Annotated in this window: 19 protein-coding genes and 2 pseudogenes; 11 read left to right on the plus strand and 10 right to left on the minus strand. The window is 71.5% G+C overall.

Features of this window, described 5'->3' with window-relative positions:
- Positions 1-85 precede the first annotated feature (85 nt).
- Together ACQEWB_RS47290 and ACQEWB_RS47295 are read left to right on the plus strand one after the other, a co-directional pair.
- The gene (locus ACQEWB_RS47290) at positions 86-745 is read left to right on the plus strand and encodes a peptidoglycan-binding domain-containing protein (RefSeq protein WP_432842721.1); all 660 of its coding nucleotides are present in this window, start codon (positions 86-88) and stop codon (positions 743-745) included.
- Positions 746-825: 80 nt separating this feature from the next.
- Positions 826-984 carry a hypothetical protein gene (locus tag ACQEWB_RS47295; RefSeq protein ID WP_432842723.1) on the plus strand — a complete coding sequence of 53 codons (159 nt, stop codon included), beginning with the start codon at positions 826-828 and terminating at the stop codon, positions 982-984.
- Positions 985-1,009: 25 nt separating this feature from the next.
- Here ACQEWB_RS47295 and ACQEWB_RS47300 read toward each other — a convergent pair.
- From ACQEWB_RS47300 to ACQEWB_RS47330, 7 genes and pseudogenes are all read right to left on the minus strand, one after another.
- Positions 1,010-1,723 (minus strand): annotated as a pseudogene (locus ACQEWB_RS47300) (PP2C family protein-serine/threonine phosphatase); the annotation flags it as partial.
- Between the two features lie 93 nt (positions 1,724-1,816).
- Positions 1,817-2,134: pseudogene (locus ACQEWB_RS47305) on the minus strand (ANTAR domain-containing protein); the annotation flags it as partial.
- Positions 2,135-2,158: 24 nt separating this feature from the next.
- Complete coding sequence (locus ACQEWB_RS47310) at positions 2,159-2,533, minus strand: hypothetical protein (RefSeq protein WP_432842725.1); 375 nt, start codon at positions 2,531-2,533, stop codon at positions 2,159-2,161.
- A 297-nt stretch (positions 2,534-2,830) separates the two neighbouring features.
- Entirely contained in the window at positions 2,831-3,754 is a 924-nt protein-coding gene (locus ACQEWB_RS47315) for a MurR/RpiR family transcriptional regulator (RefSeq protein ID WP_432842727.1), read from the minus strand.
- 124 nt (positions 3,755-3,878) lie between these two features.
- A complete protein-coding gene (locus ACQEWB_RS47320; RefSeq protein WP_432842729.1) occupies positions 3,879-5,648 on the minus strand; it encodes a phospholipid carrier-dependent glycosyltransferase in 1,770 nt (589 codons plus the stop codon).
- Positions 5,649-5,684: 36 nt separating this feature from the next.
- Positions 5,685-7,613, minus strand: coding sequence for a phosphatase PAP2 family protein (locus tag ACQEWB_RS47325; protein WP_432842731.1), 1,929 nt, complete (start codon positions 7,611-7,613; stop codon positions 5,685-5,687).
- A gap of 198 nt (positions 7,614-7,811) precedes the next feature.
- A complete protein-coding gene (locus ACQEWB_RS47330; RefSeq protein WP_432842733.1) occupies positions 7,812-8,711 on the minus strand; it encodes a BadF/BadG/BcrA/BcrD ATPase family protein in 900 nt (299 codons plus the stop codon).
- Positions 8,712-9,020: 309 nt separating this feature from the next.
- On the opposite strand from ACQEWB_RS47330, the gene ACQEWB_RS47335 reads away from it, so the two are divergent.
- The 6 genes from ACQEWB_RS47335 (at position 9,021) to ACQEWB_RS47360 (ending at position 17,248) form a co-directional block, all read left to right on the plus strand.
- Positions 9,021-10,151 (plus strand): ROK family protein, encoded by a 1,131-nt coding sequence (locus ACQEWB_RS47335; RefSeq protein WP_432842735.1) that lies wholly within the window; start codon positions 9,021-9,023, stop codon positions 10,149-10,151.
- Between the two features lie 275 nt (positions 10,152-10,426).
- Complete coding sequence (locus tag ACQEWB_RS47340; RefSeq protein ID WP_432842737.1) at positions 10,427-11,749, plus strand: ABC transporter substrate-binding protein; 1,323 nt, start codon at positions 10,427-10,429, stop codon at positions 11,747-11,749.
- Between the two features lie 123 nt (positions 11,750-11,872).
- Positions 11,873-12,784, plus strand: a complete 912-nt coding sequence (locus ACQEWB_RS47345; protein ID WP_432842739.1) for a carbohydrate ABC transporter permease — start codon at positions 11,873-11,875, stop codon at positions 12,782-12,784.
- Entirely contained in the window at positions 12,781-13,683 is a 903-nt protein-coding gene (locus ACQEWB_RS47350) for a carbohydrate ABC transporter permease (RefSeq protein WP_432842741.1), read from the plus strand. The genes ACQEWB_RS47345 and ACQEWB_RS47350 overlap by 4 nt, the downstream gene beginning before the upstream one ends.
- Before the next feature lie 2 nt (positions 13,684-13,685).
- Positions 13,686-15,404, plus strand: a complete 1,719-nt coding sequence (locus ACQEWB_RS47355; protein ID WP_432842743.1) for a hypothetical protein — start codon at positions 13,686-13,688, stop codon at positions 15,402-15,404.
- A gap of 20 nt (positions 15,405-15,424) precedes the next feature.
- Positions 15,425-17,248 carry a hypothetical protein gene (locus ACQEWB_RS47360; RefSeq protein WP_432842745.1) on the plus strand — a complete coding sequence of 608 codons (1,824 nt, stop codon included), beginning with the start codon at positions 15,425-15,427 and terminating at the stop codon, positions 17,246-17,248.
- On the opposite strand, the gene ACQEWB_RS47365 is transcribed toward ACQEWB_RS47360, so the two are convergent.
- Positions 17,245-17,922: a nucleoside/nucleotide kinase family protein gene (locus ACQEWB_RS47365; RefSeq protein ID WP_432842747.1), complete on the minus strand. Its 678-nt coding sequence runs from the start codon at positions 17,920-17,922 to the stop codon at positions 17,245-17,247. The genes ACQEWB_RS47360 and ACQEWB_RS47365 overlap by 4 nt on opposite strands.
- 96 nt (positions 17,923-18,018) lie before the next feature.
- Between ACQEWB_RS47365 and ACQEWB_RS47370 the strand changes: the two genes are divergently transcribed.
- The 3 genes from ACQEWB_RS47370 to prcB all read left to right on the plus strand — a co-directional run bounded on the left by ACQEWB_RS47370 (position 18,019) and on the right by prcB (position 20,502).
- A complete protein-coding gene (locus ACQEWB_RS47370) occupies positions 18,019-18,414 on the plus strand; it encodes a YybH family protein (protein ID WP_432842749.1) in 396 nt (131 codons plus the stop codon).
- A gap of 220 nt (positions 18,415-18,634) precedes the next feature.
- Entirely contained in the window at positions 18,635-19,573 is a 939-nt protein-coding gene (locus ACQEWB_RS47375) for a lysylphosphatidylglycerol synthase domain-containing protein (protein ID WP_432842751.1), read from the plus strand.
- 74 nt (positions 19,574-19,647) lie between these two features.
- Positions 19,648-20,502: a proteasome subunit beta gene (prcB, locus tag ACQEWB_RS47380; protein WP_432842753.1), complete on the plus strand. Its 855-nt coding sequence runs from the start codon at positions 19,648-19,650 to the stop codon at positions 20,500-20,502.
- A gap of 19 nt (positions 20,503-20,521) precedes the next feature.
- Here prcB and ACQEWB_RS47385 read toward each other — a convergent pair whose 3' ends face one another.
- Both ACQEWB_RS47385 and ACQEWB_RS47390 read right to left on the minus strand, forming a co-directional pair.
- Positions 20,522-21,481: a hypothetical protein gene (locus ACQEWB_RS47385; protein ID WP_432842755.1), complete on the minus strand. Its 960-nt coding sequence runs from the start codon at positions 21,479-21,481 to the stop codon at positions 20,522-20,524.
- A gap of 11 nt (positions 21,482-21,492) precedes the next feature.
- Complete coding sequence (locus tag ACQEWB_RS47390) at positions 21,493-22,965, minus strand: APC family permease (RefSeq protein ID WP_432842757.1); 1,473 nt, start codon at positions 22,963-22,965, stop codon at positions 21,493-21,495.
- Positions 22,966-23,112: the final 147 nt, after the last annotated feature.

Genomic DNA, 23,112 nt, shown 5'->3' on the forward strand with positions numbered 1-23,112 from the left:
AACCGCTGAACCTCCGGGGTCGCCGCCGCGTATCTCTCCTCGGGGAAGGCGGAGAGTCCCGTCACGGGACCGGAAGGAGAGCACTGTGCCCACACCGCCCGGATCCGGGTCACCGCAGGACCGCCCGCCGCTGGAGCCCATCCGCGTACTGCGGCCGCGCCGCACCGACGCCCTCGCGGAGCTGTTCAAGGAGATGGAACAGGGCAGGGGCGACCTGGAAACCGTCGCCGTCCCGGACCCGCACTCCTGGGACGAGGGCGAGACGGAGGAACTCCCGCCGGTACGGACCGACGACCGGAGAACCCGGCCCCGCGGCGGCCGGTTCGGGTTCGGTCCCGGACTGCGCCGGGCCGCTGTCACGATCGGCGTCGGCGCGGCCGCGCTCGTCGGCTTCGGCTGCGCCCTGCTGCTGCCCGGCCGGGACGGCGAGGCCGCCACCCCGGCCCCCAGCCCGACCGCCTCCGCCGAATCCACCCCCACCGCGACGGCGACCGGACCGGCCGACCCCGACGGCGCCGGCACCCTCCGCGAGGGCGACAGCGGAGCCGCGGTGACCGACCTCCAGCAACGCCTCCTGCGTATCCCCGACGTCTACAAGGACGGCTCCACGAACGGCACCTACGACACCACGCTCAAGGAGGCCGTGGCCCGCTTCCAGCTCTGGTACGGCATCAGGGGCGACGAGACCGGCGTCTACGGCAACGACACCCGGGTCGCACTGGAGTCCCGGACCGGCACGGGCTGACCCCCGCCGGGCGCCGGTGCTCGAACGCCCGGCAACGGATGGGAAAAGTCACGGCGCGGACCGGGACTTCGCACGCCACCATGGGCTCAGGGCCGACGTACACGGCGTTCCGCCCGCTCGACCCGAAGGCCCCGCTCATGAACGGCTCCCGCATCCCGGGCCTGATCCTGCCCGCCGTCTTCCTGCTGGCTCTCGTCGCGGGCGTCTGCTGGTACTGGCGGCACCGCGGCGACGAATAGCGATCCTCGCACGACCCCGGTGCCGTTACTCCGGATCCGCCGACACCCTGATGTCGAGGACGCACACGTCGTCGCGCCGCTCACCCTCCAGCATCTCGGCGAGCAGGGGTGCCAGGGTGTCCGGCTCGTCGGTCGCATGGGCGAGGAGCGCCTCGGAGAGCCGCTTGAGCCCCCGGTCCAGGCCCTCCCCGGGCCGCTCGACCAGGCCGTCGGTGTACAGGATCACGCGGTCCCCGGGTTCGAGACGGCACTCGGCCTCCTCGAAGACCGGTGCGTCGCTCGCGCCGAGCAGCATCCCGCCCGGCCGGTCGAGCGGGCGCACCTGCCCGCCGCGCAGCAGCAGCGGCGGCGGATGACCGGCCTGCGCCCACACCAGCCGGCGCCCGGCCGGGTCGTACCGGGCGAGGACCATGGTCGCGGTGCCGTGCGGATCGCCGGAGTGCAGCAACAGCGTGTTGAGGCGGGCGAGAGCGCCGGTCAGCGAGGAGCCCGTGATGACCATGCCCTTGGCGGTGAACCGCAGCTGCGCCATCGTGGCCACCGCGCTGATGCCGTGACCGGCGACGTCGCCGACCACGAACAGGGCCTCCCCGTCCGGCAGTTCGATGGCGCTGAACCAGTCACCGCCGACGTGGACCCCCGACTGCTCGGGCAGATAGGCGACTTCGACACGCAGCCCGGCCAGGAGCACCGGCCGGGTGGGCAGCGGGAGCAGGGCGTGCTGGAGCATGCCGGCCAGCGACTCGTGGGAGACGGCGGGCTCCGGATCGGAGACCGGGCCGGCCGGCGGTGCCAGGCTGCGCAGAGTGCTCCGGCACTCCTCGAGCAGGGTGTGCCGCCCGGCCTCGGCGCGCTGCCGCAGTACCTCGGCCGCGACGTCCGCCGAGCAGCCGGTCTGCGCCATCACCGCACCCTTGGCCCGCTCCAGGACGGCCGACGCAGAGGCCAGGGCCCGGAGCTGCTCCGTCTCGGCGCGCTGCCCGGCGACGACCTTCGCCGGTCCGAGGGTGCCCGACGCGGTCCGGGATTCCGCCGGTGTGGCGGGTTCGCTGGTCACGCGTCGAGCATTGCACAGGAGCACTGCCTCGATCGTGGCCTTGCCTGATCGGGTTTCACCCGTAGGAGGACAGCCGCCGCTGCCGGGGACCACCTGGGACCGCTGCGGCTCGCGTGCTCAGCGCCCGGACTCGACCAGCGCCTGGCTGACGGCGCGCACGCTGCGCGCGATGTGCTGGAGCTGGAGCACCTCCGCCGCGTACAGCTTGATGGTGTGTTCGATGACCGACTCCGGCAGACCGAGCGCGGGGAGGTCGGCACGCGCGGTCTGCAGGGCGGTGCGGGCGACCCGGATCTCCTGCTGGACCTGGATGTGCGCATGGCGGGCGAGCAGCACGGGATGGCGGAGCAGCACCGGATAGCTCGCGTAGCGGGCCGGCACCAGCTCGCGCAGCCACTTGGCCGCCGAGCGCTCCCAGTCGTAGCTGCCGGGTGCCTTGACCTGGCACGGCCAGTCCGGGCTCAGACGCGTGGTCGTCAGTTGCATGCTCATCGCTTCCGGGTGTGCGGCGTCGTGGGGGGTGGTCGACGAGGGCGGGCGGTCCCGGTCTAGGGGATGACCGGGACCGCCAAGGGCGCTCGCACGAGGCGAGGCCCCACCGGACACCCCCGGCGCCGACGCGGGTAGGAGACGGCGGCTTCGGGTGTCCGGGTGACGCGTGAGCAGTATTTATATATACCGTCCGGTTTGCAAGGCGTATGAAAACATTCATGCGCGAAATGTTGTGAAAGGTCCCTTTGTAATTACCGGCAGCTGGAAGGGGTGGTGGCGCCCCCTGGTACGGGGCGGTCAGTCGCGCAGGAAGAACTGGTGCTGGTCGGAGATCTGCTCGTAGTCCTCGAGCCGGGCCTGGGTGCGCTCCGGATCGGCGTCGGTCATCGCCTGCAGCAGCGCGGCGGCGATCACACCCGGGGCCGCGTAGGAGTCGAAGACCAGGCGGGACCCGGTGCCGGTGGCGAAGACGACGTCCGCCTCGTCGGCCACCGGGCCGAGCGCCAGGTCGGTGACCAGGGCGACCTTCAGCCCTGCGCTGCGCGCGACCCGTACGGCCGTGAGCGTCTCCTGGGCGTGCCGGGGCATCGAGAACGCCAGCACCCACGTCCCACCCGCCTCACGTGACTGCAACAGCGCGTCGTAGGCGACACTGCCCCCTCGCGTCACCAGCCGCACGTCCGGGTGGATACGGCGCGCGGCGTAGGCGAAGTACTCGGCGAGCGAGACCGAGATGCGCAGCCCGAGGACGGTGAGCGGCGTGGACGCCGACAGCTTGCGGCCGATGTCGATCAGCTGGTCCGGGTCGGCGAAGTCGCGCCGTAGGTTCTCCAGGTTCTCGATCTCCGCGTCGACCGCCGCCTGGAGCTCGTTGCTGCCGTTCTCCTCGGTTGCGCCCGGACCCCCGGCCAACGTACCGAGGGCGATCGACTGGAGCTTCTCGCGCAGCGCGGGATAGCCGCTGAAGCCGACCGCCGCGGCGAACCGCGTCACCGAGGGCTGGCTCACGCCCACCCGCTCGGCGAGGTCGGTGATCGACAGGAACGCCGCCTCGGTGATGTGTTCGATCAGGTACTGCGCGATGCGCCGCTGGCCCGGGGAGAGCCGGGGCCGGTCGAAGAGGGTTCTGAGCTGGGAGGCCGGGGCGGCCTCGACTTCCGGTGCGGTCTTGCCCGATGTGATGGCGGATGCCTGTGCGCGTGCCTGCTGCGGCGATGGCACCGGTGCGCCTCCTTTGTCTCCCACAGTGCTTCAACATAGCTCACACACCGTCGTGACCAGGGCTTGTACGGGGGCATCGGGGGCCCGCCCGACGGATCCTCAGGTTGCCCGTCACGGGCTTGTGTCAGCGCCGGTAGATGGTGATCGAGTGCCCGACCTCGTCGATCGGACGACTGCTGTCGATCAGCGCGGCCAGCCGCCCCTGCGCCTTGGCCACCGACGAGTCCGACACGACCAGGACTCCCCGCACCTGCCCCGGCGGCACCTTGCGCGGGTCGGCCGCGTGGATGCCGTAGTACGCCGGCACACCACTGCCCTTGTAGACCAGCCAGATCCGCTCGCCCCGGTACCGCTCGCGCAGCCGGTCCGCGAGCCGGCCCAGGTCCTGGCCCCAGTCCACGTTGGAGTCGTGCAGCCGCAGATGCGTCTTGGCCGGACCGCCGAACGCCTCGTTGGAGTACGGCAGATAGTAGGGAAACGTCCGCACCGAACTCACCGCGACGAACGCCACCAGCGCCCCCGTGACGAGCGGCGCCCACCGCCACCGCACGGTGAGCGCGCAACCGGCGGCCACCGCCAGGAACATCGGCACGAAGACGGCGTACCGCGTCCCGAAGTCCCGCGACCCGGTCATCGCCGAGGCCAGCAGCACGCCGGGCGCGAGCAGCACGTACGGCGCCGCGGGCCGCAGCCGCCGTACCGCCACCACCACCACGGCCCCGGCGGCCCAGAGCGCGAGCATGCCGAGCGGGGTCTTCACGAGCAGCGCGGCCGGCAGGTAGTACCAGCGGGACCCCGTGTAGAGATGCCCGAACAGGAAGCCCTGCCACGGGTAGTTCTCCAGGCCGAACTGGATGCGCATCCCGTCCCGGTAGGACTCCGGGAAAGGCAGCAACCGCACGAGCAGCCCCTTGATCCCGTGCACGGCGGGTACTTGCTGCTCCGGCGACCAGCGCAGCCGCGGATCGACCACGAGATACGACGCCCATACGACGGCCACGGCCACCACCGCGACGACGGCCGCCGCCGAGGCCGCCCGCAGCAGCGCCCTGCGCCGGTCGGCGGGGCCCGCCCGCCACACCGACCAGGCGGCCAGCCCCAACAGCACCGGAATCACCGGCAGCACGCTCATCTTGGTGGCCAGCGCCGCCCCCAGCGCCGCCCCGGCGAGCGGGACGTACAGCCTCGGCCGTCGGCGTGCCCGCCACAGCAGCCAGGCCGACGTCAGCACGAACCCGGCCGCGGGCACGTCGAGGGCGGCCAGCGAGCCCTGCGCGATGACGTCGGGGGAGAAGGCGTACAGGGCCAGGGCCACCAACCCGGCGGCGGCGCCCGCCAGTTCACGAGCGAAGGCGAAGACCACGAGCCCGAACAGGAGCGTCAGCACGATCATCGGGAGGCGGGCCCAGAACATCAGCCGCCAGGGGTCGTTGCCCGACTCGTACAGCAGATGCCGGCCGAACTCGCTCTGGTCGCCCCGGTACGCCGTGTCGACGTGCGGGTGAGCGATCGCCACCCCGACGGCGATCACCAGCTTGCCGAGCGGCGGGTGCTCGGGGTTGAGGCGGACGCGGTGCTCGTGGAGGTAGTCGGCGGCCGTGGCGACGTAGATCGGCTCGTCGATCGTCGGTGTCTCCTGCACGGCGGAGGTGACCATGGCGGCGGCCATCTGGCCGAGCAGCAGCACCACGAGGAGCGGCACCAGCCAGCGCCGCGCGGGGCGGGGGGACGGCCGGGCGGGTGTCGTCGACGGCGGAGGGTGTTCCGCGCCGTCGCGGGCCGGGTGGTCGTCGGTGGTCTCGGGATCGAGGACCGAGTGCTGTTCGTGCGCCATCTTCCGCCCCGCGGTGTCACCGGCCGCGGGGCGGCGGGAGTGATCGTCGAGGCGCCGCATGCGCCTACTGTCGCATCAGTCCCGCCGCCGGGGGCGTCACCGCTTCAGGAGTCGTACCGACAGACCTTCCGTCGTGTAGACGGGTACGGCCCGCAGGCGGTCCGAGTTCAGCTCCACCCGGTCGAACTGGCCGCGCAGCTGCGCGGCGGCGAGGACGCGCACCGTGCTGCCCGCCGTCGGCGGCTTGTCGGCGTCGAGCCGCAGCGACAGCACGCTGCCGCCGCCCAGCAGGGCGCGCCGGGTGACCTCCAGGGCGGGCTCGTGGCCCGACCGGAGCGTCACGTCCAGCGTGGAGTTCTCCTGGGAGTACTGGCCGTGCACCTGGACCGGGGTGCCCAGCCGCAGCGTGCCGCCCTTCACGCGCACGTCGCCGTGGCCCAGCGCGTGCGAGGAAGTGGTGGCCAGGACGCCGCCCGCGACCACGGTGCCGCCGGTGTACTTGTTGTGCCCGGCCAGGGTGAGCGTGCCGGTGCCCTTCTTGGTCAGCCCGCCGTCGCCGTCGATGTCGTTGCGCCAGCTGTCGGCCGCGCCGAAGCCGCCCGCCGCCGCGTCCAGCGTCACCGTGACATCGCAGTCGAAGGCGCCGTAACCGTCCGCCGCGGCGAACAGGTTGAGCCGCCCCCACTGCTCGAAGCCGTCGAGCAGCACGTACCCCGAAGGCAGCGCGGTCGTGCGCAGCACCTCGCGGCGCTGCTCCGCGTCCAGGTACGGCAGCCGCGTCTCGAGGAGCACCTCCGCGCCCTTGGGCACGGTCAGCGACTCGCTGCGGCCGCGGCGGGTCAGCACGTACGTCAGCTTGGGCTCGACCGCGCGGGCGTTGGTGTCCCGGTCCGCGTAGGCGTCGCCGGTGGCCTGGTGGGCGTAGGCGAACAGGGTGTCGGCGGTCGTGCCGGTCTGCTGTGTGAAGTAGGCCAGGGCCTGGGCGCGGGCGGCCGCCTTGAGGTCGGCGTTCGCGGTGTCGGCCAGCGTGGCGGCGGCGAGGGCGGTGGCCATGATGCGGCCGCCGAGGACGTCGACCGTGTTGTGCATGCCCGCCATGATCCGGGTGTGGCTCAGCTCGAAGGCCCGCGTCACCAGCTCCTGGAAGCGCTCGGGCACCGCGTACGCGTACGCCAGGCAGGCCAGGTGGAAGGCGTTGGTGTGGCCGCTGGGGAAGCCGCCGTCGTCCGTGGGGGAGGTGCCGCGCTGGCGCAGCAGCTGGGGCGCGACGATCACCTTCGAGTCGTACACCGGGAAGCCGAGGGCGTCCTTCGCACCCGTGTCGATGACCACGCTGTCCTCGTTCATCCGCCACGGACGCGGGTACTGGAAGGCGTACTTGCCCGGGTTGCCCGAGGCGTAGGGGCCGCGCACCGTGTCGACCAGCTCGGCCACCTTGCCGAGCGCCGAGTCGTGCGAACCGGCGCCCAGCGCGGAACCGGCCGGGGCGTCCGCGGGCACCGCGTCGCTGATCGTGGTCGCCGGCGTGGAGTCGGGAGCGCTGGTGATCGAAGTGACCGCCTTGGCGCCCGACTTGTACAGGTCGGCCAGCGGCCCCAGGGCCGCGATCATCGCGTAACTCTGGTGCTGGCGGTCGTAGATGAACGCTTCCTTCGCCTGCGCGTCCGTGCGCGCCCCGGTGATCCGGGCGCAGTAGCTCATGTTGGCGCGCAGTATCTCCGGCATCAGCGGCGTGCCGGTGTTCCAGGCACCGCCCGTCTTCCAGATCAGGGCGAAGCCGCCGAGGATCCGGACGACCGCGTTGGTCTCGGGCGTGAGGTTCGTCAGGACGTTCGTCTTGTAGTCGTCGACGAACGCGGCGGGGCTCGTGGCGGCCTTGGCGTCGGCGGCGGCCAGCCAGGAGACGAAGGTGGGCGCCGCCATCACCCCGGCGGAGGCGCCCAGGGAGGTCTTGAGGAAACCCCGTCGGCCGACGGCGGTGCGGCCGGCCGACGAGGAGGAGCGGTGCCCGGCGGGTGACGGCATGCGTGTGCCTCTCTTGAGTTCTTCGGCCGTACGGCCGGGGGAGATCGTGCGATCGGAGGTGCTGGATGGGACGCGTGAGATGTGAGATTCCGGTGCGTCCCGTGAAGCTTTGAGCGAAGATCTACGGCCGTGTCCTGACCCGTCGGGGAGGGACCGGCGACCGGGACGTGTCGGCTGCGTGAACGCGGCCCGACGGGTTCACAGGATCGAACGCGCCAGAGCCACCGCGCCTTCGACCGGCGGCACGCGCAGCGGTTGCGGGCGGGCGCCGGGCACGGTTTCGGCGAGCGAGGACACGAACGCGTCGTACAGCGCGGACTGGGCGAGGATCGTGCCGCCCGCCACCACCACGTCGTCCACGGCGACTTCGCGCGCGGCGAGCCGTGCCACGAGCGCGGCCAGGGACCGTCCGGCGTCGGCGATCACGCCCAGGGCGAGCGCGGAGCCCGCCTCGGCGGCCGAGAAGACGACCGGCGCGTGCCGGCCCCACTCGGCGGACACGTCCGTGGCGCTCTCCAACGCGGCCCCGAGCGCGGGCACTTCGGAGACGTCGAACGAGGCGATGAGCCCCAGGGCGAGTTCGTCCGGCCGCTCACCGCGGTCGTGGGCGGCCCATACGGCCCGCGCGGCCTCGCGCACGAGACCGGCCGCGCCGCCCTCGTCGCCGAGGACCGCGCCCCAGCCGCCCACCTGGACGGAAGTCCCGTCGGCGAGCCGGCCCACCGCGACCGAACCGGTGCCGGCCACCAGACCGACCCCCTTGTCCAATCCGGCGGCGGGGGCCAGCAGTTCGGCGTCGCCCACGACCAGCGCGGGCGCGTCGAAGTGCAGTTGCAGGGCGGTACGGATCTGCGCGCACTGGCGCGGGGTCTCACAGGCGTGTCCGCCCACGGCCACGGCCGACGGGCGGATGCCCGCGGGCAGGGCGTCGACGGCCAGCGCGGCCAGCCAGCCGGCGGCGGCCACGGGGTCGTGCGGCCGCCAGCCGCTGCTGGAACGGACGTGATCGGCCACGAGAGTGTCGCCCGCGAACGCGCGGAGCTGGGTCTTCGTGCCGCCCACGTCGATGCCGACCACCAGGGTTGCGGTGTCCTGCACGGAACCTCTTTCGTCGGTGCGCTGTGTGCTGCGACGGTGGGCGAACCGTGCCTGGAGGCAGGGCAGTTGATGAAGTAGGGAAGCCCCGGGACGGGCTTCTGACGGACCACGGCAGGCGAGTACCGTGACGTTCGTTAGGAAGTTAACTAACGAAGTACAGTGCGTGTCAATAGGCGTCGCGCACTCGGCTTTCCGGGCCTCGGTTCCGGGTCGGGTACGCATGGCGCCAGGGCAACCCACCGCCGCTTCCAGTCGGGCCGACCGGCCCGGGGGAGCGGCCCGTCACCTGGGGGAACTGTGGAACACGACGTGGCAAGAGCCCCCCGTCTGACCGAGAGCGCGAGCGCCGTGTTCGCGGTGCTGGCCCAGGCCGGCACCGCGACCCGGCCGCAGCTCGCGAGCCTCGCGCGGCTGTCCAAACCGACGGTCTCCTCCGCCGTCGCCGAACTGGAGGGCGTCCACCTCGCCGCGCACTCCGGCACCGCCTCCAGCGGCACGGGCCGCAGCGCCGCCGTATACCGCCTCGGCCCGGCCGCGGGTGCCGTGCTCGCCGTCGACCTCGGACCGGCCCTCACCCGGGTCCGTGGCTGCGCCCTGGACGGCACCCTGCTCGCCGAGGCCACCGGCCCCCGGGAGGACGCCGCCGAGGTGGTCCGCGACGCGCTCTTCTCGCTGCCCGCCGACGCCCCGCTGCGCACCATCGTCGTGGCCGTCGGTGACGTCACCGCACGGGCCGAGGAGGGCACCGTGCGCCCGGCGACCGCCAAGGCGGGCCCCGTCTTCGACGCGGTGGCCGTCGCCCTGCCGCCCGGAGTCCCCGTCCACCTGGAGAACAACGTCAACTGCGCCGCCCTCGCCGAACTGCACGAGGGCGCGGCCCGCGGCCGCCACACCTTCGGCTATCTGCGGATCGGCGTCGGTATCGGTCTCGGCATCGTCGTAGGAGGTCATGTGCTGGCCGGAGCCAACGGCGCGGCCGGAGAGCTCGCCCGGCTGCCCTATCCCTGGGACGACGACCTGGAGCCCCGCCACGAGGCCCTGGAGGAGTACATCGGCGCCCGCTCGCTGCTGCGCCGGGCCGCCGAGGCCTGGCCGGATTCCGACGGTTCCTGCCCCCGCACCGCCGAACAGCTCTTCACGCTCGCCGCACAGGACAGCGCCACGGCCCGCGCGGTCGTCGACCGGCACGCCGTGGACGTGGGCCGGCTGGCCGCCGCGGTGACCGCCGTACTGGACCCGGGGCTGCTCGTGCTGGGCGGCAGTACGGGCGCGTATCCGCAGCTCCTGCCCGGTGTGCGGGCCGAGCTGGAGCGGCTCAGCTGGCCCACGGAGGTGGTCAGCAGCCAGGTCGGTGATCTCGGCACCGTCGTGGGCGCCGCCCGCCTGGCGGTCGCCAGAGGAGTCCAAACCGTGACCGAGGGCGCGCGGACTAAGGATTGACGGTTTCGGACTCGGTCTGCCAATGTCCGGACAAGCGCTTTCTAAGTCGGCCGGGACGCCGGCTTGGGGCGAGCGTCCCGCCCGTACTCGAAGTACGGCAACCGCACGAGGGCGTGCCCGTGCGGAGACGGCCACAGCGGCCGGGGACCCTCGTCCGCCAGGATGACGCGGCCGGGCGAGGCCGCGCCCTCGGAAAGCAAATTTTCCTGCAAACTGCACCCGTGCCGCCTCGATCGGCGCCGTGCTCCGTCCCCTATCACGAAATGGGATCGAAGATGACCACTGTGGGTGTGCGGCGCTCCCGCCGACTCGGCCGCGGCGGTATGCGCCGCCTGGTTCCCCTCGCTGCCGCGGTTTCGGCAGGTGCCGTGCTGCTCTCCGCCTGCGGGTCGGGCGGCAGCTCCGGCGGTACGTCCAAGTCGCTGACGTTCTGGATCTCCACGGTTCCGGGGCAGGACGCGGGCTGGAAGAAGATGGTGGCGCAGTACAAGAAGGAAACCGGCGTCAAGGTCAAGCTCGTCAACATCCCCTACGACGGCTACACCACGAAGCTGCACAACGCCGCGCAGGCGAACTCCCTGCCCGACGTGGCGGCCGTGCCGGCGCTGGACCCGATCTGGTCGAGCAAGCTGATCGACCTCAGCTCCATCGCCAACAACAAGACGAACAAGATCAACGCCAACTTCCTCGCCAAGGACTCGTCCGGGAAGGTGCTGTCCATCCCCTCGGACGTCACCGCGTCCGGCCTGTTCATCAACAAGTCGCTGTTCGAGAAGGCCGGCGTCTCCGTCCCGTCCTCGCCGTCGAAGACCTGGACCTGGGACGAGTTCATCGCGGCGGCGAACAAGGTGCGCCAGAAGACCGGCGCCAAGTACTCCCTGACGTTCGACCAGTCGCCGTCGCGGCTGCGCGCCATGGTGTACGAGATGGGCGGCAAGTACGTCCACGCGGACTCCTCCGGCAAGTTCTCGGTGGACGCGGCGACCAGGAAGGCCGTGAACACCTTCGTCGGATGGAACGACGACAAGACCATGCCGAAGTCGGTGTGGACCAGCGGCGCCGACCCGTCCGCGATGTTCCAGAGCGGTGACGTGGTCGCCTACTGGTCCGGCGTGTGGCAGGTCGCCTCCTTCGCGGACAGCATCAAGAAGTTCGACTGGGCGAGCGTGCCGACCCCCGCCCAGCCCGTGCAGGCGAGTGACGTCAACAGCGGCGGCATGACGGTGGGCTTCAACAACAACAGCGACGGGGCCACCGCCGCGAAGAAGTTCCTGTCCTGGCTGTACGAGCCGGCCCACTACAAGACGCTGTGCGAGGCGTCCGGCTTCCTGCCGGTCGAGAGCGGTCTGAACCCGACGTACCCCTTCAAGTCGGAGGCGGCGCAGGCGGCGTTCAAGCTGTACAACGAGGAGATCCCGCTCTACGCGCCGATCTCCGGCTACTTCAACGGCGCGCAGACCAACTGGGTGCTGAAGGGCAAGAGCCTCACCGAGGACCCGACCAAGACGGAGCTCGGCAAGGCGATCAACGGTCAGCAGTCGGCCGACAAGGCCCTGGAGAACATCGTGGCCGGCTACAACCAGCAGGTCGGCGGCTGATCCCGGGCCACCGGGCCGGGCGGCGGAGTCTCGACCCCGCCGCCCGGCCCTGGGCACCGGCGTGATGCCGGGCTCACGGCACGAGCCCACAGCAATCCATCCACCAGCACGGAAGTCAGGAAGATGACAAAAAGCGCCGCGGACGTGTCCGTGAGGCCGCCCAGGAGACGCAGTAAGTACACCCTTGCGCCGCTCGTCCTCATCGCGGCCAACGTCGTGCTCTTCGCGCTCTTCTTCGTCTGGCCGGCGGTGATCGGGCTCGTCTACTCCTTCACGAACTACACCGGCGTGGGAGCGTTCCAGTTCATCGGACTGGACAACTACCACAACCTGTTCGGGGACTCGACCTTCTACGACGCGCTGTCCCGGACGCTGCTGTACGCCGTGCTGTTCGTACCGCTGAACTTCGCGGTCTCGCTGATCGCGGCCAACCTGGTGGTCAGCAAGCACGCCAAGGGCGGGTCGGTCGCCCGCGTCATCTTCTTCATCCCGTGGCTGTTGTCGCCCATCGTCGTGGGTGTCCTGTGGCGGTGGATGTTCGGCGAGAACTTCGGGCTGGTCAACTACGTCATCGAGAAGTTCGGCGGCAGCGCCGTCCCCTGGCAGTCCAACGCGGACCTGTCGCTGATCGTGGTGGTCATGGCGGCGTCCTGGGCCTGGACGGGCTTCTCGATGCTGCTGTTCATCGCGGCGATCAAGAACGTGCCGGTGTCGTACTACGAGGCCGCCTCGCTCGACGGCGCCGGTCCCTGGCGCCAGTTCTTCAGCATCACGCTGCCGAGCATCGCGCCCACCTCGTTCATCGTGATCCTGCTCAACACGATCAACGCGATGAAGGAGTACCCGGTGTTCGTCGCCCTCAACAACGGCGGACCCGGAACGTCGAACAACCTGATGGTCCAGTACATCTACGACACCGGCTTCAAACGGGGCCAGATCGGCTACGCGAGCGCCGCGTCGTTCGTGCTCATGCTCATCCTGATGGCCGTCGCGATCGTCCAGCTGATCGTCAACCGGCGGGTGGAGAACCGATGACAACCACAGACATCTCGCGCCCGGTCGACAAAGGCCCCCGACGGGCCGTCTCCAAGAAGCGGCCCGGCACGGCGGCCCGCGGTGGGCTCCGGCAGGCGGTGTCCGCGACGACTCTGCTGTGGATCATGGCCTGCCTGTACGGGTTTCCGGTGCTGTGGTTCGTCCTCAGCTCCTTCAAGCCGGCCAGCGACCTGTTCTCCTATCCGCTGACGCTGGTTCCGCACAACCCCACCCTGTCGGGTTTCAAGGCCGCGTGGGACAGCGCCAACTTCTCCCAGTACTTCATCAACACCACCATCGTGTGCGTGATCACGACGATCCTCACGGTGGGCGTCAGCTGCTGCACCGGGTACGCGCTGGCGAAGTACGACAACAAGTGGCTCAAGGTCTTCTTCCTCTGCATCCTGGCCACCACCATGCTGCCGTCCGAGGTCATGCTCGCCCCCGAGTTCCTGGTGGTCCGCAACCTCGGCCTCTACAACTCGTTCGCCGGCATCATCCTCCCGGCCGTGCTCACCGCGACCGGCTGCTTCATGTTCCGCCAGTTCTTCCTGACGGTGCCCGACGAACTCGTGGAAGCCGCACGCATCGACGGCGCCAAGGAGCTGTCGATCTTCCTGCGGATCATGGTGCCGCTCTCCCGGCCCATCATGCTGACGCTCGCGATCCTGTCCTTCCAGTGGCGGTGGAACGACTACATCTGGCCGCTGCTGATGCTGAACGACCCGAACAAGTTCACCGTGCAGATCGGCATCCAGAGCATCGTCGGCGCGCAGAACATCAACTGGTCGGTCCTGCTGGGCGCTTCGGTCATCTCCATGATCCCGCTGATCCTGATCTTCCTGGTCTTCCAGCGCTATGTGATGGGCGCCGACATCAACGCCGGACTGAAGGACTGACCTTGCCCTCCGCGCTCGACCACGAGTTCGTCCGCGCGGCGGCGCACGCCGCCGACCGGTCGGCCGTCCCGCTGGCGGCCGACCCCGACGGTGAACCCGCCGGTGTGCCGCACCGTGGTCTGGCGCGACGGGTGAAGACGCTGGTCGCGGCGTACCGGTCCCCGGAGTCGGCCCTGCACGGCAGCGAGCGGGCCGTCGCCGCCGCCATGACCCACCTGCGCGCCCTGCGATCGGTACAGACCGGCACCGGCCTCTTCACCGGTGGCGACAACGTGCAGTCCCCGCCGGACTCCGCGTTCACCGTCAACGACGTGTGCGACGCGCACGTCCTCGCCGTGGGCGCGGGGCCGGAACTGCACGACGTCACGGCGGCCCTCGCCGAGATCGCCGGTGCCGCCTCGCCCAGGCTCCTGACCGGTGGGGTGCACACCCCGAACCACCGCTGGGAGCTGAGCGCGGCCCTCGCCCGGCTGCACCGGTCCTTCCCCGACGGTCGGCTCCTCGACCGCGTGGAGGAGTGGCTCGCCGAGGGCGTCGACATCGACACGGACGGCCTGTACTCGGAACGCAGCGCCGTCTACGCGTCCATCGTGACCAACCCGTCGCTGCTGTTGCTGGCCGAGGTGCTCGGGCGTACCGACCTGCTGGACGCCGTCGAACGCAACCTCGCCGCGACGCTGGACCTGATCAGGCCGGACGGCACGGTGGAGACCGTCCACTCGCGCCGCCAGGACCAGAAGCTCTCGTTCGCGCTGTGGCCCTACCTGCCGCACTACCGGCTGCTTTCGATCCGCACCGGCCGCGGCGACTTCGCCCGCGTGGCCCGCCTGGCGGCCGCCGACGGCATCGAAGACCCCGACCTGCTCGCCCAGACCCTCCTCACCCCGGACCTGAGCCGCGTCCTGCCGGCCCCGGAGGCGGAGAAGGTCCCGCGCGACCGGTACCTCCCCACCGCACGCCTCGCCGCACACGCCTCGGCCACCGCGCACACCGTGGTGTACGGCGGCTCCGACGTGCCCGAGCACCGGCGCATCCGCTCGGGCCTCGCCTGCAACCCCACCTTCCTGCGCCTGTTCGCCGGGGACGCCGTCCTCGACGCGGTCCGCCTCTCGCGGGTGTTCTTCGACCTGGGCCCGTTCCGCGCCGCCGACATGGAACAGCTCGCCGACCACCGGTACCGGCTCACCCAAACCCTCACGACCGCCTACTACCAGCCGCTGCCGAAGGACCACAGGCGCGACGACGGCGCCTACCGCCTGGTGGACGAGGGTCGCTTCTCCGCGGCGATGGCCTTCCCGGACCGCCCTCAGGACGAGGTCTCCCACACGACCCGAGTCGAGGCCGACCTGCGGGAGGACGGAGCCGACCTGCGGATCGCCATCAGCGGCCCGCCGGTGCCCTGGGCTCTCGAACTGACCTTCCGGCCGGGCGCCGAGCCGCAGGGCGCCGTACCGCTCGGCGACGGCCGCTGGTGCCTGACGACCGGGCCGATGACCTACCGGGTCGGCGACGACGAGATCCGGGTCGAGGCCCATGTCGAGGCGGGTGAGCCGCTCGCCGGCCCGGACCGGACCGACGTACTGCGCTACGACCCGGGACAGGACCACACCGTGGTGGGCGGCACCGACGCGACGACCGGAAACCGCGTATACATCGGTGGCCAGGGCCCGCACACACTGACCGTCGCGCTGCGCGCCCGCCGGTCCGCACCCGCCGTATGACCCCGAAGGGCTGATTCCACGTGCACCTCATCCACCAGCGCGGCCCGCTCCACGACCTGCCCGACACCCCCGAGGCGTACGACGCCGTCCTCGCGGACGTCGTGGAGCAGGCCCTGGCCCGGCTCACGCCGGAGGGCAACCTCGAACACCCCGACTGCGTCGACGACATCGGCGACACCTCGCTGGGGATCACGTCCCTGCTGGCACTGGCCAATCAGCGCACCCAGGACCCGCGCCTTCCGGAAGCGGTCCTGCGCAGCCTGCGCTTCCACCTCCGTGAGCGGGTGTTCACGGAGGATAACCCCGGCTACCCGAACCTCAGGGTGCATAACTCCGGCCTCCCGTACGCCCGTTACGTCCTGGAGCCGGGAGCGCATCCGATCGGTGACTGGCCGAGCACGGTGTGGGCACTGCTCCAACTGGTCAATGTCGTCGAAGTGGGTGACCGGGTCATCCACGACGAACTCCGTTATGAACTGGGCGAGTTGGCGCTCGGTTACTGGCGCTGGCTCACCGAGGCGACCTTCTTCAACCCGCAGGAGGCGGGCAACCAGGCGCTCGGCTGTGTGGTCGGCGGTCTGATGCTGGCCCGCCAACTGCCCGGAGACGAAGGGAAGGCTGTCCGCGAGCGCGCGCTCAGTCTCTACCACGAGGAGATCCGCGCCCACCGAGTGAGTGACCGTGGTGCGCTGCTCCCGCCTGAGCACGGCGGCGCCTACGACAACAACTACAGCCCGATCTCCCTCTCCTTCCTCGCCCAGGCCCACCGCGTCAGCGGCGAGGCGGTCTTCGCCGAGGACGGCGACGCGCTCGCCCGCTACATCGACGCTCGCCTGACCAACGGCGGCTTCGACAACGGCGGACCGCGCTACAGCGAGCAGCACTCCGCCTTCGAGTCGGTCCTCGGCCTGCGTTACTTCGGCGCCCGGATCGGCTCCGACCTGGGCCGCTACCGGGGCGACAGCCGCTGGGCCCGGCACGCGGCCAAGGCGGACGGCGGGGTCGACGGCCACTTCGCCTGGATGCTGGTCTGGCAGATCCAGGACGCGACGCAATGGCACCGCGAGCCGTCGAAGGAATCCGCGCGGCACCAACTGCGCGCCGGAACGGTCTCGGTGGCCTTCGACAGCCGTATGACCCCCGCGGTCATCGAGGCCGACGGCACCTACTACCTGCCCGCCGCCGTCGACCGCCAGCACGGCTTCGGCCCGGTGGTCGACGGCTTCGTGTACTGCCGTCCCATGGGCGAGGTGCGGGTACGGGACCTGCGCACCGACGGCCTGACGGCGAAGCTGGTCACCAAGCCCGTCGTCGGCCGAGACCACGTCCTGCGGCACGTGCGGTCCCTCTACGTCACCGACGGCACGACCCTCTGGACGACGGTCGCCGTCGAACGTCTCCCCGGAGACCCGTACCTCCTCGCCGGTCTCCCGTACGCGGCCGACGACGGCGACCGGGTCCGTCGTACGGCCGAGGGAGCGGTGGCGTCGGCGGGCGAGCTGCGGCTGACCCACCCGCAGGAGGAGGGCCCGGAGTACTTCGACGCGCGCTCCGAACTCCTCCAGGAACAGGCCGCGTTCGCGCTCGCCGCCGACCCGCGCGGCTACGGCAACCCCGACGAGGGCTGGCGTCACCTGGTCGGCTCGACGGCCCTGGAGGCGGGCCCGATCGCGGACGCGCCGGACGACCTGCATGTGTTCGCCGTGCAATACGGCTCGGCGGAGCCGTTCGCGGTCGAGGTCACCCGCGGCGAGGAGGGGCTGACCGTACGGTCGGCTGCCTTCACCGCGGTGCTCGGCGCGGCGGACGAGCACGGGGAGCCGGGGCTGACCCTGCGCGCCTAGGGCGTCCCGGACGGTTCGTACGGCCCGTACGGCCAGGACACAGACGCGATCGGCACGACGAGGTCGGCCCTGTCCCGGCTCGCGGCGACCAGCTCGGCGTTCGGCTGGTCGCTGCGCATCACCCAGGCCACCGCCTCCTCGTGCCCCTTGCCGAACTCCTCGTGCCGGGCGATCAGACGGCGCAGCCGTTCCTGCTCGTCCAGCTCGCAGAACCACACCTCGTCGAGCTCGCGGCGGACGCGGGGCCACGGCTCCGTCTCCAACAGCAGGTAGTTGCCCTCGGTCACCACGAGGCGGGCCGTCGGCTCCACGGCGACCGCGCCGGCGATCGGCTGCTCCAGCACCCGCTCGAAGCCGGGCGCGTACACCACGTCCTGGGAGTCCTCGCGCAGCCTGCCCAGCAGCGCCGCGTACCCGGCCGCGTCGAAGGTCTCCGGCGCGCCCTTGCGGTCACGGAGCCCGAGCCGTTCCAGCTGTACGTCGGCGAGGTGGAAGCCGTCCATGGGGACATGCGCGACCCAGGGCTCGCCGGTGCCGTTCAGCTCCCGCACCAGGTGCTCCGCAAGGGTCGTCTTTCCGGCGCCGGGGCTGCCCGCGACACCGAGGATCGCGCGCGGCCCGCCGCGGGTGAGGGTGCGGGCACGGGCGAGGAGGTCGGCGAATGTCAGCGGCACAGAGGAGAGTGTGTCACCCGGCCGGCGGCGATGAATTCCGGCCGGGCGGGGAGTCGTCTCCGTACCGGCAGTTCCGTACGCGAAGGGAGCGGTGCCGTGTCCGACGACGCAGCGCGGATCCGCGCACTGATCACACGGTGGGCCGAGGCCGTCCACCGGGGCGACCTCGACGGTGTCGTCGCGGACCACACCGAGGACGTCGTGATGTTCGACGTGCCGCCGCCGCACGAGGGCATCCGCGGCCTCGCCGCCTACCGCGCGACCTGGCCGCCGTTCTTCGATTGGCAGGCCCAGGGAGCCTGTTTCGACATCGAGACCCTCGACGTCACCGCCGGCACCGACGTCGCCTACGCGCAGGCGCTGCTGCGCTGCGGCACCCCCGAGGAACTGGCCGAACGCCCCACCCTCCGGCTGCGCCTGACCTTCGGCCTGCGCAAGGAGCGGGACCGCTGGCTGATCGCGCACGAGCACCATTCGTTCCCGCACGACTGACCAGCCGCGTGCGCGCCGCCGTCAGGCACCTGGCCGAACTCCGCAGGGCACACCCGACCGAGCCGGGTTAGTTTGACCCTGCTTGTGATGGTTCTCCAGGGCTCGCGCCGTCAGCCGGCCGTGCGGTCGACAAGAGGTGGACGATGGCCGACGTCGTGTACGCCGCTCCCGCCCCGGCGGCGCGAGAGGGCACCCTCGTACCGAGAGAGGGCACCCCCGTATGACGTCCGACCAGGTCGCCCTCGCGACCGGTCGCCGACGCGGCGCCTACTGCCAGGCCGCGCTGGCCCTCGCCGTCCTGCTGGCCGCCGCCTACCTCGCCCGTCGGCACTGGCCCCTGCTGCACACCGGCGCCGTCCGGCTGGCCGTCGCCGACCACGGGTGGCTGCTGCTGGCCGCGGCGGCCGCGGGCGGGACCTGGGTCTGCGCGGCCCTCGCCCAGCAGGGCGCGGTGACCCGGCGGCTGCCCTCCGGGCGGCTGCTGGCCGCCCAGTTCGCCGCCACTGCCGCCAACCACATGCTGCCCGCCGGCCTCGGCGCGGGCGCCGTCAACCTCCGCTTCCTGATGCGGTGCGGACTCACGCCCGCCCGCTCGGCCACCGCCCTCGCGGTCAAGGCCACGGCCGGTGTCGTGGTCCGCGCGGCCCTGATCGCCGTACTCACCGCGGCCTGTCCCGGTTTTCTACGGCTGCCGCGGCTGTCCGGGGGAGTCGTGGCCGCGGCCGCCGCGGTCGCCCTGCCGGCGGCGGGCCTGGTCCTGTGGCCCCGGTGCCGCCGTGCCCTCGTGGCCGTGCTCGCCGACATCAGGGCCGTCCATGTGCGCCGGGGCCGGGCAGTCGCCCTGTGGGGTGGGTCGCTGGCCTTCGTCGTGCTCCACTCGCTGGTGCTGATCGCCGTCACCCGTGCCGTCGCCCTGCCGCTGGCCCCGGCACGGGTGACCCTGCTCTACCTCGCCGCCAGCAGCGCGGCCGCCCTGCTGCCCACCCCCGGCGGGCTCGGCTCCCTCGACGCCGCCCTGGCCCTCGCGCTCACCGTGGCCGGAGCGCCGGCCGCCGCGGCCGCCTCCGTGGTCCTCGGCTACCGGCTCCTGACGGTGTGGCTGCCGCTGCTCCCGGGCCTGCTGGTGCTCGGCGTGCTCGTCCGGCGCAAGGCGCTGTGAGCGGTTCGGGCGTTTCCCGTCCCCCCGGTTCAGGTAGGAGTCCGAGTACCGGCTCGTGGAGGAGGGGGATCGGCATGGCGTCGAGCGACAGCGAAGGCCAGGTGGGGGAGGAGTTCTTCACTCCCGGCACCGCGTCCTTCACCGAGTTCCTGGCGGCGCACCGCCCCGAACTGCTGCCCACCCGCCGCCCGTTCCCCGACGGTGTCCGGGCCGAACCCGACCGGTTCCCGCACGGCACCACGGTGCTCGCCCTCGCCTACCGCGACGGCGTGATGATCGCCGGCGACCGCCGCGCCACCATGGGCAACCTCATCGCCCAACGCGACCTGGAGAAGGTGCACCCCGCGGACGACTACACCGCCGTGGCCTTCGCCGGCACCGTCGGACTCGCCCTGGACATGGTGAAGCTGTACCAGGTCGAACTCGCGCACTTCGAGAAGATCGAGGGCATCCCGATGACCCTCCGCGCGAAGGCCAACCGCCTGGCCGGCATGATCCGGCAGAACCTGGGCCAGGCCATGCAGGGCCTCGCCGTCGTACCCCTGCTCGCGGGCTACGACCCCGCCGCGGAGGAAGGCCGCAGGGGGCGCATTTTCAGCTTCGACGTGGCCGGCGGGCTGTACGAGAAGTCGGACTTCCACGCGGACGGATCCGGATCTCCGTACGCCCGGGGCGCGTTGAAGAAGCTCTTCCACCCGGGCATGGACCGGCGCGAGGCGGCCCTGGCCGCGCTCCAGGCGCTGTGGGACGCGGCGGACGACGACTCCGCGACCGGCGGGCCCGACATCAACCGCCGTATCTTCCCGATCGTCTCGGTGATCACCGAGGACGGCTTCGAGCGGCTGCCCGAAGCGGAGACGGAGGAACTCAGCCGCGAGATGGTCGAGCAGCGCCGCAGCCGCCCGGACGGTCCCGGCGCCACCCCGTGACACCGGGCCCGTCGGCCGTTCAGCCGCGCAGCCGCAGATCCTTGCGCCACTTGATGAACTGCTGCCCCGGATCCCCCGTGTACGACCAGGGAGTCCGGGTGGCCCGCGGGCCCAGCATCCGCATCAGGGCGGTGGAGATGTCCTTGGCGCCCGCGTTGCAGGCCGCGTGCGCGAGGTAGTTGAGGTCCCGCAGCTCGCCCGGGGCGACGGCGCTCTCCGGGCGGCCCGTGATCCAGCGCTCCCAGGTCCGGCGCACGTCGCTGACCGCGCCGTCGTTGTTCCAGTGCTGCCCGAGCCCCACGGTGGTCTGGGCGCCCTTCGCCGCGTCCAGGGCGTACCGGTACTCCTCGACCCGCGCGTACTGCACCAGGACCGGCAGCGCGCAGCCCTGCGGTGCCACACCGGCCGCGTCCCGCGCGAAGTCGTACATCAGGCCGTGCGTGCCGTGCCAGCGCGCCGAGTAGGAGTGCAGGACCTGTAGGTGGCCCTCCACGCTGTACGGGTCGCGCTGGTGCAACTCGTCCCACCAGCGCGCCAGTTCCTGCCTGCGCACCCCCTGCGGGTACAGCCGGGCCACCGAGATCAGTGAGATCCACGGCGTCGGGTCGTCCAGGTACGCGTCCGCCGCCTGAAGACAGGCCGTCACCGCGGCGTCGATGCGGTGCTGGTCGATCGGCGCGCCCCGGCCCGCGGCGATGGCCACGTTGAACGCCCGGGCCGTCTCGGTCGCCGCCCGCAGCACCATCGCGTCGGCGCTGCGGGGTTCGGCGGCCAGCCAGGTCTCCGCCGTCGAACTGCTCGCGCAGGCCTGCGCGAGCATCCGGACCCGGTGGCCGCGGGCGAGCCACTCGGGGCCGGTGGCCCGCAGCAGGTCCCGAAGACCCTGCCAACGGCCGATGACGATGTCGTGCGAGGCGTCGGTGAGGGTCCGGTCCCCGCAGTCGGGGTCGAAGTCGGGGGCGAAGCGGTCTCGCGCCATCGGGGCCTCCCTCAGAAGTCGGTGGAGAGACCTTCGTGGGCACGGGAGTCGGGCGCCGGGTGGTCGTCGAAGACGTACTCGGCCTCGACGGTGCGGGTGGCGTCGAGCCGGGCGGGCCGGTAGTAGTCGCTGCCCTGCCGCCAGTACCAGAGCATCGGGACCAGGCCCACGGCGAGCCCGCCGATGCCGATCGCGATCGCCGCGGTGTCCAGCTCGCCCAGCGACTCGAAGAAGATCCAGAACATGAACACGGCACCGAAGAGCGGCCACACCCCGCCGAGCAGCAGGTTGCCCGGCGACTTCAGCAGCATCTTGCGGTACGCGACGACCACCGCGAGCCCGGCGAGGCCGTAGTACACGGCGATCTGGAGGCCGATCGCAGAGATCGCGTCGGAGAGGATGTCGCCCACCGAACCCAGGGCGTTGGAGGCGATGAACATCGCCAGCGCCACCCCGCCGACCACGGCGATCGCGACCCACGGCGTGTTCCAGGTGCGGTGCACCCGGCCCAGCGCGGACGGCATCGTGCGGTCGCGGCCCATCGCGAACAGGGACCGGGTCACCTGGATGAGCGTGGTCTCCAGGGTGGCGATGGTCGACAGCATCACCGCGACGATGAGCAGCTTGCCGCCGACTCCCGGCCAGACCTCCTCGCCCAGCACGCCCAGCACGTTGGCGTCGTTGTCGTCGATCTGCTTCGAGGAGAGGATCACGTTCACCGCGATGGTGAACACCTCGAACAGCAGGAAGACGATGCCCACCCCGATGAGCCCCGCCAGGCCCGTCGTACGACGGCTGTTGCGGGTCTCCTCGCTGAGGTTGCTGGTGACGTCCCAGCCCCAGTAGTAGAAGGCCGCGACGAGCGCGCCCGACGCGAAGCCCGACATGCCGTCGAAGTGGGAGAAGCCCAGCCAGGACCAGTCGAAGGCCCGGGCGTTGCCGGTGTGGAAGAAGGCGAGCACCGCGAACAGCGCCAGGATGGCGAGCTCGATGCCGGACATGACGAGCTGTGCGCGGACCGTGAGCCGGGCGCCCCCCAGCACCACGAGCAGCATCACGATGAACCAGCCGGCGCCGACCACCGTGGACAGCGCGGTGTTGTCGGCGAGACCGTCGTCGAACAGGGCCAGCGTCATCGAACCCGCCGGCAGCGAGCCGGCCACCATGAAGATGGTTGCCGAGATCACCAGCGCCCAGCCGCTGATGAAACCGAGGAAGGGGTGCAGGGTGCGCCCCACCCAGGAGTAACTGGCGCCCGCGTTCACGTCGATGCGGCCGAGGTAGCTGAACGCCAGCGCGATGCCCAGCATGGGTATCGCGCAGTACAGCAGGGCGGCCGGGCTGGCGAGCCCCACCGCGCCGACGAGGACCGCCGTGGTGGCGGCGATCGAGTACGCCGGGGCGCTGCCCGCGACGGCCATCACCACAGTGTCGAACGTACCGAGGGCATTGGCCTGAAGCCCTCTGCCCCTGCTGTTGCTCATGGTTGTGCTGCTTTCCTTCTTGCACGACGCAAGGGCGACCCGCGCCCCGACGACGTAGGGGGAGGTGGGGGGTGACGAACCCGCCCCGGACCGTGGAGGGTTGGCCTCGGACCCGGCAGGGGCAGCGAAAAACAAAAAAGGGGTGGT

Source organism: Streptomyces sp. CA-249302 (genome assembly GCF_050936785.1).
In the GTDB taxonomy this organism is placed as follows: Bacteria; Actinomycetota; Actinomycetes; order Streptomycetales; family Streptomycetaceae; genus Streptomyces.

Coding starts and splice junctions, on each gene's coding strand:
- ACQEWB_RS47320 (WP_432842729.1), bottom strand. CDS start 5,648: ATGCGGCGCCTCGACGATCACTCCCGCCGCCCCGCGGCCGGTGACACC.
- ACQEWB_RS47340 (WP_432842737.1), top strand. CDS start 10,427: ATGACCACTGTGGGTGTGCGGCGCTCCCGCCGACTCGGCCGCGGCGGT.
- ACQEWB_RS47295 (WP_432842723.1), top strand. CDS start 826: ATGGGCTCAGGGCCGACGTACACGGCGTTCCGCCCGCTCGACCCGAAG.
- ACQEWB_RS47325 (WP_432842731.1), bottom strand. CDS start 7,613: ATGCCGTCACCCGCCGGGCACCGCTCCTCCTCGTCGGCCGGCCGCACC.
- ACQEWB_RS47390 (WP_432842757.1), bottom strand. CDS start 22,965: ATGAGCAACAGCAGGGGCAGAGGGCTTCAGGCCAATGCCCTCGGTACG.
- ACQEWB_RS47350 (WP_432842741.1), top strand. CDS start 12,781: ATGACAACCACAGACATCTCGCGCCCGGTCGACAAAGGCCCCCGACGG.
- ACQEWB_RS47310 (WP_432842725.1), bottom strand. CDS start 2,533: ATGAGCATGCAACTGACGACCACGCGTCTGAGCCCGGACTGGCCGTGC.
- ACQEWB_RS47375 (WP_432842751.1), top strand. CDS start 18,635: ATGACGTCCGACCAGGTCGCCCTCGCGACCGGTCGCCGACGCGGCGCC.
- ACQEWB_RS47385 (WP_432842755.1), bottom strand. CDS start 21,481: ATGGCGCGAGACCGCTTCGCCCCCGACTTCGACCCCGACTGCGGGGAC.
- ACQEWB_RS47345 (WP_432842739.1), top strand. CDS start 11,873: ATGACAAAAAGCGCCGCGGACGTGTCCGTGAGGCCGCCCAGGAGACGC.
- prcB (WP_432842753.1), top strand. CDS start 19,648: ATGGCGTCGAGCGACAGCGAAGGCCAGGTGGGGGAGGAGTTCTTCACT.